Genomic DNA, 14,633 nt, shown 5'->3' on the forward strand with positions numbered 1-14,633 from the left:
CCGGGGTTCGGCGGCGGGTTCGGGTTTCGCGGGTGCGGACTTCCTTGATGAAGTGGCGGCCGCCCGCGCGGAGGAGAACCGCCAGGAAGCCATCCGTGTCATGGAACGGCTCTCCTCGAACTACCGTGTGGCCGCCCAACGCATGACGAGCGCGGAAGAACCCAAGTTCCCTGAACCGCCGGGAGAAAGGTTGCCAGGTACGGGCAGGGGCCCCGCTACGCCTGACGACAGCTTCCCCGATTTGTCATCGGCAGTGCCGCCCGGGTTTCGGCAGTTCGAACCGGTCGGCGAGCAGCCTGCGGAGAACGGTACAGGCCAGGGAAAGCCGGCACTGGAAGTTCAGGGGAACGTGGACGAGGGGCGCGTGGGTACGTCCGTGGATTCCGTGGGGCAGGGCATGTACTCGCCCGCCTCGCCCGTTGGAGGAGGTCCCGCCATTCCAGGAACCGGAGTGGGGGGACAGGGGGGCGGAGGGCATACTGCCCCCGGCGCGTTGCCGATAACGCAGGCACATGCAGCGCCGAGTCCCAAAGGAACGCCCCCGGGACTCCCGGCGACGGGAAGACACAGGGGAGGGGCCCTCCAGCCAGGAGGGCCGACGGGTGCAGCGCGTCCACCGAGTGGGCCGGCGAACCAGCCTGGTGCCCGCAGCCCGTTGGTAGGGCGCCCTTCACCGGGTGCAGGGGAGGGCAGTGCCGGACGACCTGCCAACCGCCCCGGAGAACCACAGGCTTCACCGGTGGGGCGCCAAGCCGGATCCGGCTCTTCTGGAGGCCAAGGCAAGAGGAGTGCAAACCCCAGTGGCAGGGACGGAGTGGTGGGAGGAATCCCTCGGTCTGCCGAGGCCTCACAGGTTGCTCGTGGCATCCCGAAAGGCGTAGTCATCGGCCCCAGTTCCCCTGGGCGCAGTGATAGGAACGGCCCGGACCGACGCCCACAGCCGCATGTCGGCCCGGTAGTCGGCCCTTCTCCGACCGGTCAGACGAAAAACAGTTCCCGGCGGGAGGCCGGGAAGGGGACGGCGCCCATTTCGGGAGGCCGGAAAGTCCAGGACGGCCGCACGGCACGGGAACTACCCAAGGACAGTAGAGCCGCCGGAGCCCGCGAGCCCGATCCACGAACGAGGCTATGACTAAGAGCAGACGAGGAAAAGACAGTTCTGTTGGCGAGCCTCCAGGAACGGCTCATTCATCATATGCAGTCTGGATTGCGACTCCCCCTGTGTTCAGCTGTTTCTCACGACTACAGAAAGGTCAGCGGTGAGGAGAGGAATACGGGCTTTCGGTGCGCTGGCGTCCTTGCTCCTGGTAGCGGTCTCCGTGCCGAACCGTGCTGCGGCCGACGAGCTGAACCAGGCGTGGTACCTGGAAGAATTCCGGGCCGCCGAGATGTGGCAGCGATCGCAAGGCCAGGGCATCACTGTCGCGATCATCGACACCGGTGTCGACTCCACTGTGCCAGAACTGCGCGGCCAAGTCCTTGAGGGGATGGACTTTCTCGCAGGAGAGGGAACCGGTCTGCTCGACAATGACGGCCATGGGACAGCCATGGCTGCCCTGGTGGCAGGGACGGGGGCCAGTGGAGGAGTCCAAGGACTTGCCCCCGAGGCAAAGATTCTTCCGCTCCGGGTAGCCAACCAGCCGGATGGCTTCGAACTCGGGAGCATCGAGGAAAGCATCATCGAGGCTATTGAATTCGCGGCGAACTCGGACGCACGGATCCTGAGCATCGCCGTGGAGAATCAACTAAGGGTTACGAGGCATCAGGAGAGGGTCGATGCAGCGATTTCCAAGGCGGCACGCCGGGGCAAGTTGATTTTTGTGGCCGCCGGCAATGGTGGCGGCGATGACATAAAAAACTCCGCGCTCGCCCTTCAGGAAGGGGTCATTGGAGTGGCGGCGACGGGACGTGACGGCAAGCGCGCCCCGTACTCGGCTCACGGGTCGTATGTGGGGCTGGCGGCTCCTGGCAGAGAGATCTCCTTGAGGTGTGACTTTCCTGCAGGTGATGTGTGTGTCCGGGAAGGTGGTACGAGTAGCGCGTCTGCGTTGGCTTCGGCTTCTGCCGCGTTGATCTGGTCGGCGAACCCCGAGTGGACGAAGAACCAGGTGCTGCGGGTGATGATGGAGACGGCTGACGGGCCATCGAAGACGCCACGCAATCACTATGTGGGGTACGGGACCGTGCGTCCGGACCGGGTGCTTCTGGACGGCGAGGGAGACCCCGGGGACCCTGACGTCAACCCGATGTTCGAGCGGTACGAGGCGGCGCTGGATCCGCCAGCGACGCCGGAGCCTTCGGCAGGAGGGCAGGAGGAGCCGGGGAAGAGCGGTGGGGCTGCCGAGGACGCGCACACGGAGTCCGCGGGTGCGTCGGCGGGGGCGGGGGATGGCACGGAGGAACGGGCTGCGGAAAGCAACGGTGAGGAACGGGGCATCGGAGGACCGGCGGTGCTGTTCGGGCTGGCCGGTGTGGTGATCGTCGCGGGAGGGCTGGCTGCCTGGTGGATGCGGCGACGACATGACACCGGGACAGCCTGAGAGACCGGGAGCCCGCAAGGTGGGGAGCCAGGCTGGCGGGCCCGGCTCGCCCAGGAGCGCGGCTGGAACGTGTGCGTCCTTCTCTCGCCCTGAACCGCCACGTGGCGGGAACCGAGGACGGCAGAGCCGGAACACAGTTCATCGGCCGCCCTGCGCGGTTCCGCTGCGGGCCGCCGTGGGAGAAGGAGGCACGGCCGAAGCCGCACACGATGCCGGGGAGGGCTGATCGGCTCAGTGCCTTGAGTACAGCTCCGCGACCGCTTGGTCATGCATGCGCTCGATGCAGTCCGCGCAGGCGAACAGCTTGGTGTCGATGATTCCGTGCGGTCCGTTGAAGCGGGCCGGGCCGATCCATCGCACGTCCACCCCGGTGCGACGACATCCCAGCCAGCACGCACCGGTTGTCCACCCGAGCGGGCCCCGGTAGTCGGCCCGTGAAGGCCGTGGCGGCATCTTCCGGCCCTCACGAGTCCGTCGCCGCGGTGGAGTCCGGCTCCCCGCTGCCGGCCGCCGCGGGTTCGTCGCTCCCCTGCGCCGGGTCAGCTGTGCCAATGGGGGTGGGCGTGGGGCAGGTGTGCCCGTCGCCCCGCTGGATCAGGTCTCCGCAGCCGTCACAGCGTCTGAGGGCCCGTACGGGCGTGGTCCAGTGAGAGGGCTTCGGGGGTGGTGAGGTCACGATGCGCTCCGGTGACGTGGACGGTGGTGCGAACGATGCGCCTCTCCTCCGGTCTGAGACCGCCGAGGAGGTGAGGGGTGAGGGGTGAGGGCGGGCCCTGGCCGGGCCGGTGATGCCTGGGAGCCGGGACGGCGGAGGGTCACTCTTCGGCCGCCGGCATCGAGAGCACGGCCCGGACGGTCTTGCCGCTGGGCGGGTGCGGGATGGTCTCCCAGTGGTCGGCGAGGGCGGCGACGAGCCACAGCCCTCGCCCGCCGGCGGGAAGCGCGCCGGTCCCGGCGCCCGCCGGAGCGGTCTGGGGGCACCGGTCCCCGCGGGAGTCGGTGACATCGACGCGAAGGCGGCGGTCTGACGGGTCGAAGGCGAGCGTGAGCCGGAAACCGCGGCCGGGCAGGCTGCCGTGAAGCACGGCGTTCGCGGCGAGCTCCGCGACGACGAGTTCGGCGCGCTCGGCCAGCCCTTCCGGGGCGCCCCATGACCGCAGCTCCTTCAGGGTGAGCAGCCGGGCGAGCCTGGCCCCTCGCCGCGTGGCCGACAGCAGCTGCGTGAAGGAGCGGGCGGGCGCGTTGACGTGCGGAAATGCGTGGTTCATGCCGCCAGCGTGGCGTGCCGCGACGGCCGTTGGCCAGCCAGAAGCCCGTACGCGGAGTCAGTGTACGGACACTCAGAGTGGACAGTACGGCGATCGCGCGGTCACTCTGGACCGGTTGGGCGCGGGGGCACGAGAGCTCATCGCGGCACGCGTACGGAGAGAAGGCGACAGATGGAAATCATCGGACACAGTGGAGCCGGGAGCATCGGCGGGCGGTCAATTCCGGCCGGGGAGTGGGAGCGTGAACCGCACCCCTCGGACAGCCTGCGCACGTTCGGAGCGGTTGTCCAGGCCCTGCGGGAACACGCGGGCCTCACCCGTGCCGAACTCGGCGTCCGTGTCCGGTACTCCAAGCACACCGTGGAGTCCATCGAGTTGGGCCGCCGGATGCCGGACGAGGCGTTCGTGGAACGCGCGGAGGAAGCCCTCGGCAACACCGGCGCCCTGCGGCGGGCCGCCCGGCACCTCACCCGGGGCGAGCCGGGCCTGGCGGCATGGTTCCGCCGCTGGGCCCGGCTGGAACGGGAGGCAGTGAGTCTGTGCACCTACGAGTGCAGGCTGGTGCCGGGGCTGTTGCAGTCGAAGGCTTACGCACGGGCGGTCTTCGAGGGCACCATCCCACTGAGGACTGACGAGGAGATGGAGACACAGCTGACCGCCCGCATGGAGCGGCAGGTGATGATGCGGGATCGGCCCACCGTGCCGTTCAGCTTCATCGTCGAGGAGCACGTCTTCCGGCGGAAGTTCGGTGACGCGGAGGCGATGCACGAGCTGCTGGACCACGTTCTGGAGCTCACCGCCCCGCGCAACGTGACGCTCCAGGTGGTGCCGCTGGACGGAGAACTGCACGCGTGCCTGGACGGGCCGGTGCAGGTCGTGGAGACACCGGAGAGGCGTCGGCTCGGGTACTCGGAGGGGCAGAAGAACGGGCGGCTGATCTCTGACCCGAAAGAGGTGAGTGCGATCTGTCAGCGCTATGAAACACTGCGCTCGCAGACCCTGAGCCCCAAGGAATCCCGGGGCCTGTTGAAGCGACTGCGAGGAGAGCTATGAGCAGCGGTACGACGGAACTCGCCTGGTTCAAGTCCAGCTACAGCGGCAGCGAGGGCGACAGCTGCGTGGAGGTCGCGATCGCCGAACAGGCCATCCACGTACGTGACTCCAAGGACGTGACCCGCCCGGCCTTCACGGTCGGCCGCGAGCGCTGGGCATCGTTCGTGACCTTCGCGTCGAAGCGCTGAGTCACCAGGCGCCTCCCACCTCCGGGGTACCGGGGGTGGGAGGCGCACCCCGTGTACGTCCACGTCCGCACCCCCGTGAGGGGGAGAACGGAAGCGGTCGTACTCAGGTGAGGGTATTGCGCAGGTGCGGACCGAGATACCCCACGTAGACCTTGCCCGAGCGAGGGCCGTCTTCGTAGAAGTGGAGGCGTGGCGCGATGGTGTTGCCCCCGCCGATCTTCAAGTGAGCCTGCATGAACACCCGGCCGCTCGGGTCAACCGTCTCCGGGACGGCAAGTAGACGCTCGCCGCGCAGTTTCCTGTTGTTGGCGACGGTGTCGGACTCGCGCATGGCCACCTTGGCTGCCGGGAATGGAAAGGCGCTCGACTCGTCGGACTTGCACCAGCTCAGGAAGTCACCACAGGCCCCGCCCTCGGCAGAGGCTCGGGCGAAGTGGTTGAGAGCCAGCAATCCGTCCCAGGCGACGTTGAGCCAGTTGTCCACGGATTGGCTGTCAAGTTCACGAAGTTTCTTGGGGTTTCCTGTGAACGAGATGCTGGGCAACTCATTCAGACGCTCAAGTAGTTCTGCGAAGGACGTCGGATACGCGATGGCCGGGGCATCGCCCGGCGTATAGGCAGCCGCGTACTCTCCAGCACTTTCGAGTCTCTCCCGCAGGAATCGAATGAGACGCTGGGACTCCTGGAACTTGTCGTACAGCTCCTCATTCTCTCCCCGCAGTTCGTCACTTGCTCGCTCGGCCTTTCCGAGCTCCACGTACAGCTCGTTGATCTCGTTGTCCCGTATCGCCTCCGCGCGTTCCGCCTCGTCCAGCAATGCGGTGAGGGCCGCGTTGTCGTTGCGGAGCTGGACGACATCAGTGCTGTCCGGGTTGAGCCTCAGCCGCGTTCGCGGGCGGGGAACGCTGAGCAGTGCGGCAGGCAATGGCTGACGTGAGGCGATCCGTTGCGGAAGCGCTGCGAGTAAGGACGCGGCACGTCGCACACCTCCCTCGATGGTCCGGCGTGACATGACGGGGTGCCGCTGCGCATCAGGCTTCCACGCCGGATCAAGTCCCGGCACATAAGTACGGACACCGCCGCCGAACACGGGGTGGTACTCCAGCGCCATGTTGAACTTGGTCTGTGCCTCCGGGGTGAGAACGTACAGTACCGCAAGGCCGTGCAGATTCCGGAAGAGTGGTTCCACAACCGAACGCGACCAGTCGTCGGGGTTCTTCCCATACGGAATTGTGGCAACGACGACGGGCATCCGACGGCCGGTGTCACACAGTTCCTCGATCAGCTCGTCGACGTCATCGACCTCGACGAATGCCGGCGCAGGGATGACGTCGGCCAATCCGTCACGTGCCTTCAGCGGCTCGAGAAGGGAACGGACGATGTTCGGAGTGTTGGCACGTTTGAGCCTCTCGCCCTCACGAGCTGGCTGATGGTCAATGTCCACCTGCACCCAGGTGCGGCCCTCGTCCGAGGGCAAGCCAGAGCGTATGACGAGCGTCGACTGCCAGGTGCCCGAAGTGTCGGAAGGCGTCTCGCGCATCCGCCACCGGCTGAACGCGCCTTTCTGGCCGGACTCGAAGTCACGGTCAAGGGTGGCGTGAGGAGCGATCTCGGTGCGCCCCTCGTCCAGTCCGGAAGTGTCGTACGCCTTGTCGCGTAGCCAGGCGACGAGTTGTTGTTCTACGACGGCACAGGTGCCGACGTAGTCCAGCTCGGTCGAAACCACCATTCGATAGCCGCGCGGTTCCATGGGAGGTGCAGTCCCCTCTCGGAGGTCAATGACGCAGCGTGCGCTCTGTAATCCAGGAATGAGTCGAGCCGGGCGTCGTCCATGGATCGCATCGAGGAGCTGACTGGTGAGATGCCGCCCGCCAACACCGGAGAGAGGCGGACAGCTGACCGTTCGCGGCAGTTGCGTGCCTCACGTCTCCTCAGCGGTCCCATAGCCGAGGGCAGCGCGGTTGATGTAGCGGTCACCCAGGTCCCGGACGGGTACGGGCTTGGGCTTCTGCATGGCCTTGGCAGTGGACCGCTTCTTCGCCGTGGACTTCGCGGCCGACTTCTTGCTGCCCGAACGAGCGGAGGACGTTGACTTCGTCTTCTTGGATCTCCTTGCAGCCTTGGCGGCCGGCGTGTCACGGGCTGCGAAGCGCTGCCGAAGCCGTGCGAGCTGCTCACGCTCCTGGGTGGTCTGGGCTGCGGGAAGAGCATTGACGAGGGCTCGGGCATGGCTCAGTTGGTAGCGCGCCTCACGCCAACGCTCAGCCTTGATAGCCGTACCCACCAGCCTGATGGTCTTCCGCAGTGCCGCGACCTTCGCTCCCTGCTTCCGAGGCATGGGGAATTCGGCCCCGCTTGCACGCCGCTGCTTGGCGGCACGGGTACCCCAGTCAGTGCCCGCGGTCAGAACGACGAGCGGTCGCGGGTTGCTGCTCTGGCTTCGACGTACCACGGGCGTTGACTCCTTCGGGCCGGACGGGCGCGAGCCCTGGGCGGCCACAGGTGCTGCCGCCCAGGGGCCGGTTCATTCGTGACGGGGTCCCTGGCCAGGGGGCGGAGTGAGGGTGGATCGGTAAGTGCCGGACTCGCCCTCGATAAGCGGCGTCTCCAGAGTCAAGCCAGCGGCGGCCATACGGTCGTACTCGGCGAGGATCAGGTTCTTGGTGCGGTACTCACCGTACTCCTCCTCGTCCTTGCGCTTGACGATCGGGAAGGTATCGAGAATGTAGGACACATCATCGCGTTTGATTCCGTAGAGGTGGAAGAAGAGCGCGTCAAGCTCAGCGCGCATCATGGATCGACGGTCTTCTTGCCAGCAAAAGGGAGCATTCGCGTCGCCGAGATCTCGGGCAAAGCTCACCATATTGTCAGCCGTGTAAACAAGCTCAAGAATGCGGGGGTTTACGAAGGGCGCGTGAGGGGCGATCTGGGCCGGAGGAAGTACTGGCAGCTGCCGGACCACGAAATAACTCATTGAAGTGCCGCCGATTGCCTGCCGAGAAGAGTAGTCAACTATAAATGAGGAGAGGGCTGCTGCGAGCAGCGTTGGCTGCGAGGTGAGAGCCAGTAGAAACTTGTGACCGACCCCGCACACTGGGGCTGCTGCTGCTATCAACGTCCGCTCGTCGGTTGCCCGACAGATGTCGCGCCAGCCCAGCAGCCACTGACGGCTCCATCCCTTACTGGCCAGGCGTGAGGTAACACCGGGCTCCTTTATCTCCTGGCCGTTCTTGTCGAACTTCCCCGTTGGGACGTCGTTCTCTGGAACCCAGTAGCGGGGCAATGGAACGACACTGGGATCCGCTTTTTCGATCAGGTTCATGTATTGGACGGATCCGTCCTCTGTGTATGTGGCCCAACGGTGATCGTAGTGATGGAGCATCTTGGCCTCGTAGAGTGGCAGCAAACGCTCCTCGCCACGGACAAGAACGTTCCCCTCGATACGCCACCCTTCTCTGAGGAGATCGTCGAAGGTTTCACCGCTCTGTGCGGATGGGCGGAATAGATGCGAGTCACTCGTCATGTTGAATAGACCTTGCATGAAACGCACACCCCAGGGGTTACCTGTCTCGCCCTTCCCTTCATTGACAAGCACAAGGATGCGGCGGTAGATGCCCAACGTGATCTCCGCATCGCGGCGAGTGCGAAACACCGGACAAGTGCCAGTGTTGGGATTGAGGAGGATGATCTCTTCGGGAGTCAGGGGGAAAGTCTTTCCCGGATCATCCAGTTCTGTCGGGTCGTGGAGGAAGAATCCGAACCGAGCGGCGTGCGCAGGACGCTCAGGGCCGACCAGAGACAGCACACTAAACTTGACACGCGAATCAACGTCAGCGAACAGCCCGTTTCGGTTCTCGAAGTCGAAGAGCGCGGCCAGCGACTTGCGCTGGACCAGGTCCTTGAAGAAGAACTGCGTGGTTGCGTCTGTCGCGATGCCCGTGGGAACGATGAAACCCACGCGGCCGCGTGGTGCACCTAGGCGACGGTCCTGTTCCGCGAAGATCGTGTCAGTCTTGATACGTCCCCGCCCGCACAGCGGATAAAGCCCCGAGGCGCTTGCGAAATGCCGGGTACCATCGATCTCCCTCTTGGCGCTCTGGTACGTGTGATAGAGGTCTGGATTCTCTGCGATGAGCTGATCGATGAGCTTCTTACGGCGAGCTCCAGCAGCCTCGGAAATCTCCGGAGATCGCGCCGCGAAGAATTCCTGTTCCTTGACCTCAAGATGCTCCCACGGCGGGTTTCCCACCACCACGTCGAACCCACCGACCCAGCCCGTCCCCGGCTGGACCCCGGCGCCCGACTCCGGGACGGCGAAGACATCGGGGAACTCCAGGTGCCAGTGGAAGAAGCGGTACTGGTCCCGCAGGCGGATGATTTCGGCGTGGGTGGTCTCCGGCACGGCGGACTGGTTACGGCTGCGCAGGGCGCGGAACACCTGGTCGGTGGGGGCCTCGGGGGCGCCCTCGTGCTTGGGCCAGACGAACGCGGCGCACCACGCGTCGGCGGCGTGCAGGTCCTGGACGAACGTCGTGGACCGTGTGTAAGCGAGGTAGTCGGACTCCTGGGCCCGAACCTGCTCCAGGAAGTCCGCCGGGGCGGTGGTGATCCGGGCAAGTTCGGCGGCGTAGCGGTCGTTACCGGGGAGGGTTTCCGTGTCGAAGATCAGCTCGTCCTGGCCTGCCCGCTGCGCCTTGTTGCGCTTGACGATCCCTGCCGCGTACTTCCTGTCGTCGCCCTCGATGGGCTTGAAGGCGTCGTTGGGAATGCCCTCTGTCAGCAGCTTCGGTGTCGCGCCGATCAGGGCGTTGCCGTGCTTGATGTGGGCATCGAGGAATCCGAGGGCCTTGCCCGGCTCCAGGGCCTCCAGCCACAGCGACACCTTGGCCAGGTCCACGGCCATCGGGTTGAGGTCCACGCCGTAGACGCAGCGGGCGACGACCTCGTGCAGCGCGTGGCGGACCGCGTCGAGCGTCGGCTCCGGGTTGTGCTCGCGCACGGATGCCACGCGCTTGGCTATGCGGCGGGCCGAGGCGACGAGGAAGTGCCCGGAGCCGCAGGCCGGGTCGCAGACGGTCAGGGAGAGCAGTTCGTCCACGATGTCGTCGGCCGGGTCGGGGCGGCCTGCCTGGGTGGCGCGCTGTTCGGCGCACTTGACGGCGTCGTCCAGCACCGGGTCGAGCGTGGTGTCCAGCAGGCACTCGATCAGGGACGACGGGGTGTAGTAGCTCCCCGTTGTCTTGCGGCTGTTGCCGGCGACCTCGATCAGCTCGAAGGAACGGTCCGTGGCGGAGTGCTTGGGTTCCAGTTCCAGCAGCGACTCGTAGACCGAGCCCAGTTCCTCGGCGTCCAGGTGCCGGTAGTCGACGGCGCGCCAGCGGCGGGCGCCGGGGTCGCGCACCTGGGCGAGGTGGCGGACGGCGGTCAGCAGCGCTTCGTTGGACAGCTTCAGGCCGTCCAGCGGGGCGTCGGCCTCCGTGTGGGAGAACAGGCCGCCGAGACCGGGCAGGCCGAGTTCGGGACGGCCCCCTTCCGTGCCGAGGGCGTTCAGGACGATGCGCAGCGCCTCGTACTGGTCGCCGTGGGCGGTTCCCTGGCGGCGGCGGGCGCGTGCGCGTAACCGTGCGGAGGAGAAGTAGCGGTCGTAGGCCGCTCGCTGCCGTTCACCGGCCCGCGGGTCGAGCAGGGCGCCGCGGTCCTCGGCGACGAAGACGAACAGCAGGCGGTAGACCAGGCGGAGCAGCGCGTCGCGGAGGGCCTTGGGGTCGGTGTTCTCGCGGAGCCGGACGTTGTCCGGGTGGCGCAGGAAGCCGGTGCCGAGGACCGTCAGGGCGTTCTGGACCCCCAGGCGGAGCTGGTCCAGGGCGCGGGCGCCGGAGTTGACCGCCTCGGTCCGCCACTTCTCCAGCCAGCAGCCCGACGGCGCCGCGCCCTCCGGCACCTCGAAGCGGGAGGCGTGCAGGACGCAGTACAGCAGGACGAACTCGCTGAACAGCTCGCCGTCGAAGATGGCTTCGAGGTCGAAGTCGACGTAGGCGGAGGTGGCGAAGGACGAGGAGTCGCGCAGCAGGCGCAGGCGGCGGCCGTTGGAGAGCACCGCCCACAGGTGGGCGTCGGTGCGGTTGAGGCAGTCCTGGAGCATGGACTGCGCGGGGACCTGGCCGGGGGCCGGGCGCTTGTCGAGCTCCTGGTTCCAGGGGATGAGGTGGACGAGGGCGGGTCCGTGCCGGTGGGAGACCGGGAAGCGCTTGTCCGGGTCGGAGTCGGCCGTCATCCCTTCCCGGCCGACCTCGGTGAGCGTGCCGAAGTCCAGTTTGCGGAAGAGCTGGGAGAGCCAGTCGCTGCCGGCCCGGCCGGTGGCGTCGGCGGCGGGCCTGCCCGTGACGGGATCGGGGGGCAGGGCTTCGCGCAGGTCGCGCCAGAGCGGCTTGAGGTATTCCCAGGCGCGCTCGGCCTCGTCGCGGACGGGCACCGAGGCGGGCAGGCCGTAGTCGGCGGACTTGGTGCCCGGCAGGTTCCGCGCCTCGGCGATGCGCAGCAGCATGTCGGCGGGGAGCAGGCCGCCGACCGTGGTGACGGCGGTGAAGGCCAGGGAGGTACGGGGGGCGGCGGACATCAGGCTTCGGCTCCGGACACGGTAGAGGCGGCTGGGACGGCGGAGGGCCGCTGCGGCAGGTAGACGTACACGCCCAGGACGTCGGCGGGCTCCTGCGGGACGACCTTCAGGCCGCGGACGATCTCGTCGTGTGCCTTGCGGACCCGGCGGTGGCTGGCGTCGAGTTCGGCGGCCAGGCGGGTGCCGTAGCCGGTGAGGTGGGCGGACTGGTCCGGCAGGCCGTCCAGGGCCCGGGTGATCTGGTTGCGGGCCATCTGTTCGTGGGTGTTGGCGGTGGCGCGGGCCGCGAGCAGGGCGGCGGCCGCCTCGTCGTCGAGCCAGCGGGCGCGGGCCGGTACGCCCTCGTAGGCGAGCAGGCGGGCGTCCTCGGCGACCAGCTGCCGCTCGCCGGTGCGGGACGGGAGGGTGAGGTGGAAGCGGTAGCGGACCAGGAGGAGGGTGGTGCGGACGGTGACCGCGTCCGTGGTGACCACTCCGCAGCGGCGGGCCGGGCGGGGGCCGAGGGTGTTCTCGTCCAGCGCCGAGTCCAGGACGTAGGAGGCGAGGGCGCCGATCACCGGGTCGGTGCGGACCAGGGCGGCCTCGCCGCGGGCGATCGCCGGGGTGGTACGGAACGGGACCTGGCGGTCCTCCTCGACGAGCCGGCCGCCGAGGGTGGCGGCCAGGGCGTCCCGCAGGCCCGCCGGGGTGCCGCCGACCTGGGCGGTGAAGTCGCCGGTGCCGTCGCGCGGGTCGCGGACCAGGGCGTCCAGGTCGCGCAGCGCCTCCAGAGCGAAGTCGCGGACCTCGTCGGAGCCGCCGAGCGCCGCCCGGACGGCGGCGACCTCACGGGCCACCTCCTCCGGGTGGATGGCGCGCTGGGCGTACTTGGAGCGGGAGGTCTTCTCCCGCTCGGCGGCCGAGTTCCACTCCCGCTCGACGCGGTCGAAGGACCCCTGGTGGTCACCGACGTCGAACAGGCTTTCCTGGCTGCCCTGGCGTCCGTGCAGGAGCAGCCACTCCACCACGGCGTCGGTGACGCCCGAGGCGGTCTCGTCGGGCACCGACACGGAGATGCCCAGGTCCTTCTTGATCTGCCGGTGCTTGGCGAACAGCACCTCCAGGACCTTGCCGTCGATGCCGTTGTCCTCGCCGTACATGGTGATGACGCGCACCTGGTCGCGCTTTTGCCCGTAGCGGTCGACGCGGCCCTCGCGCTGGTCGTGGCGGGTCGGGTTCCAGGCCAGGTCGTAGTGGACGACGGCGTCGAAGTGATGCTGGAGGTTGACGCCCTCCGACAGGCAGTCGGTGGCGATCAGCACATGGCGGACGCCCGGGTCGCCGGCCTCCCCGGCGGAGGCGGCGGCGAGCTGCTCGATGCGCTCCAGGCGCTGCTGCGGGGAGAGGGTGCCGGTCACCGCGGCGATCCTCGTCCTCCGGCCGAGCTTGCCTTCGAGCTGGTCGGCCAGGTATTCGGCGGTGGGGATGTAGCGGCAGAAGACGATCGGGTGGTAGCCGTCGGCGAGCAGCTTCTTGAGGTGCCTGGTGAGGGCCTTCAGCTTGGCGTCACCGGCCGGGCCGGCGAGCTGCCCGGCGCGCTCGGCCAGTTCGAGCAGCCGGGCGCCGGCGTTCTCCGTCTCGGCGGCGCCCGGAGCGACGTCCATGCCCTCCAGCCGGTCGTTCTCCGCGGAGTCGGCGGCCACCGGGGCTCCCAGCACGTCGGCCTCGTGCGCGGTGCGGGCGACGGCGGACTCGGAGCGGGTCCGCAGGGTCTGGGCGGCCGCCGCCGGGGAGGACACCATCGAGCGCAGCAGCGCGATCACCGACCACCAGGCGATGCGGGCCTCGCGCCGGCCCTGCTCGCCGGCCGCCTCGACGCGGTCCCTGGCGTAGGCGATTGCGTCGTCGAGCAGCGCCCGGTAGGCGGGGGTCAGCTTGTACGGCTCGTCCTTCGTCCAGCGGTCGGAGGGGAAGGCGGTCCGTTCGGCCAGGGAGTCGTCGGCCAGGCCGTCCTCCCGGGTGAGGTAGTCGCGGACGTCGGCGCGCTTGCGGGCCACGAAGTGCTCGGCCAGCTTCGCCCGCCCGGCCGGTGACTCCAGGTCCACCGTGGCCAGCTCGGGCCGCACCAGGCCGAGCAGGTTGCGGAACGCGGACTCCTTGCCGGAGTGCGGGGTCGCGGTCAGCAGTATCAGGTGGCGGCCGGTGTCGGCGGAGATCCTGCGCAGCAGCTCGTGGCGCAGCTGGTTCGAGGCGGAGGACGCGGCGCCCTTCCCGGGGTCGTCGGCGGCCACGCACGTGTGGGCCTCGTCGACGATCACCAGATCGGGGCAGTGCCGCACGAAGTCCTCGCGGTGGCGGGCCGACTTGATGAAGTCCGTGGAGATGATGGTGAAGGGGTGCTTGTCGAACAGGGACTGGCCCAGTTCCAGGTCGCGCTCCAGGCGCGACACCGTGGAGGCCAGGACCAGTTCGGCGTCGATGCCGAACTTCTCCCGCAGCTCCGCCTGCCACTGCTCGGCCAGCGCCGGGGAGCACAGCACGGCCAGCCGGACCGCCTCCCCCTGGGCGAGCAGCTCGGTGGCGATCAGGCCGGCCTCGACCGTCTTTCCGATGCCGACGTCGTCCGATATCAGCAGGCGCACGGTGCGCTGCCGCAGCGCCATGAGCAGCGGCACGAGCTGGTAGGCGCGGGGCTCCACGGCGATCGACGCCAGTGAGCGGAACGGGCCGGCGCCCGAGCGGAACCCGATGCGCAGCGCGGTGCGCAGCAGGCCGGCGGCGCGCTGGTCGCCCAGGTCGGCCGGGGCGGGCGGGGCGAACTCGGCGGGCCGCACGTTCTCGAAGGACGGGAAGACGGCCGCGATGTCGTCCTCGCTGCCGCCCAGCGGGCGCAGCACCAGCATGTCGGGGGCGCTCTCGGGCAGCACCACCCATTCCCGGCCACGGGCGGCGACCAGCGAGCCGGCTGAGTAGGTGAGGCTCATGGGAT

General features: G+C 68.2%; 9 protein-coding genes. 3 read left to right on the forward strand and 6 right to left on the reverse strand.

The window, feature by feature from the left end:
* Window positions 1-1,298 precede the first annotated feature (1,298 nt).
* The gene (locus ABD299_RS00810) at window positions 1,299-2,540 is read left to right on the forward strand and encodes a S8 family serine peptidase (RefSeq protein ID WP_344257946.1); all 1,242 of its coding nucleotides are present in this window, start codon (window positions 1,299-1,301) and stop codon (window positions 2,538-2,540) included.
* A 231-nt stretch (window positions 2,541-2,771) separates the two neighbouring features.
* Here the strand turns inward: ABD299_RS00810 and ABD299_RS00815 are convergent, their stop codons facing one another.
* A complete protein-coding gene (locus tag ABD299_RS00815) occupies window positions 2,772-2,900 on the reverse strand; it encodes a hypothetical protein (protein WP_344257947.1) in 129 nt (42 codons plus the stop codon).
* Between the two features lie 455 nt (window positions 2,901-3,355).
* Complete coding sequence (locus ABD299_RS00820; RefSeq protein WP_344257949.1) at window positions 3,356-3,808, reverse strand: ATP-binding protein; 453 nt, start codon at window positions 3,806-3,808, stop codon at window positions 3,356-3,358.
* A gap of 171 nt (window positions 3,809-3,979) precedes the next feature.
* Between ABD299_RS00820 and ABD299_RS00825 the strand changes: the two genes are divergently transcribed.
* Together ABD299_RS00825 and ABD299_RS00830 are read left to right on the forward strand one after the other, a co-directional pair.
* Window positions 3,980-4,861 (forward strand): helix-turn-helix domain-containing protein, encoded by an 882-nt coding sequence (locus ABD299_RS00825; protein ID WP_344257951.1) that lies wholly within the window; start codon window positions 3,980-3,982, stop codon window positions 4,859-4,861.
* Window positions 4,858-5,049: a DUF397 domain-containing protein gene (locus tag ABD299_RS00830; RefSeq protein ID WP_344257952.1), complete on the forward strand. Its 192-nt coding sequence runs from the start codon at window positions 4,858-4,860 to the stop codon at window positions 5,047-5,049. The genes ABD299_RS00825 and ABD299_RS00830 overlap by 4 nt, the downstream gene beginning before the upstream one ends.
* Before the next feature lie 103 nt (window positions 5,050-5,152).
* Here ABD299_RS00830 and ABD299_RS00835 read toward each other — a convergent pair whose 3' ends face one another.
* From ABD299_RS00835 to ABD299_RS00850, 4 genes are all read right to left on the reverse strand, one after another.
* The gene (locus ABD299_RS00835) at window positions 5,153-6,799 is read right to left on the reverse strand and encodes a hypothetical protein (protein WP_344257954.1); all 1,647 of its coding nucleotides are present in this window, start codon (window positions 6,797-6,799) and stop codon (window positions 5,153-5,155) included.
* A 171-nt stretch (window positions 6,800-6,970) separates the two neighbouring features.
* A complete protein-coding gene (locus ABD299_RS00840; protein ID WP_344257955.1) occupies window positions 6,971-7,501 on the reverse strand; it encodes a hypothetical protein in 531 nt (176 codons plus the stop codon).
* Window positions 7,502-7,573: 72 nt separating this feature from the next.
* Window positions 7,574-11,665, reverse strand: coding sequence for an Eco57I restriction-modification methylase domain-containing protein (locus ABD299_RS00845; RefSeq protein WP_344257957.1), 4,092 nt, complete (start codon window positions 11,663-11,665; stop codon window positions 7,574-7,576).
* Window positions 11,665-14,628, reverse strand: a complete 2,964-nt coding sequence (locus tag ABD299_RS00850; protein WP_344257958.1) for a DEAD/DEAH box helicase — start codon at window positions 14,626-14,628, stop codon at window positions 11,665-11,667. Before ABD299_RS00850 ends, ABD299_RS00845 begins: the two co-directional genes overlap by 1 nt.
* Window positions 14,629-14,633 lie beyond the last annotated feature (5 nt).

This window comes from Streptomyces sodiiphilus (assembly GCF_039529215.1).
Taxonomy (GTDB): Bacteria; Actinomycetota; Actinomycetes; order Streptomycetales; family Streptomycetaceae; genus Streptomyces; species Streptomyces sodiiphilus.

What these genes read in the sequence shown, in the direction of transcription:
- ABD299_RS00825 (WP_344257951.1), top strand. Translation starts at nt 3,980, where the DNA reads ATGGAAATCATCGGACACAGTGGAGCCGGGAGCATCGGCGGGCGGTCA.
- ABD299_RS00835 (WP_344257954.1), bottom strand. Translation starts at nt 6,799, where the DNA reads ATGGAACCGCGCGGCTATCGAATGGTGGTTTCGACCGAGCTGGACTAC.
- ABD299_RS00830 (WP_344257952.1), top strand. Translation starts at nt 4,858, where the DNA reads ATGAGCAGCGGTACGACGGAACTCGCCTGGTTCAAGTCCAGCTACAGC.
- ABD299_RS00820 (WP_344257949.1), bottom strand. Translation starts at nt 3,808, where the DNA reads ATGAACCACGCATTTCCGCACGTCAACGCGCCCGCCCGCTCCTTCACG.
- ABD299_RS00845 (WP_344257957.1), bottom strand. Translation starts at nt 11,665, where the DNA reads ATGTCCGCCGCCCCCCGTACCTCCCTGGCCTTCACCGCCGTCACCACG.
- ABD299_RS00850 (WP_344257958.1), bottom strand. Translation starts at nt 14,628, where the DNA reads ATGAGCCTCACCTACTCAGCCGGCTCGCTGGTCGCCGCCCGTGGCCGG.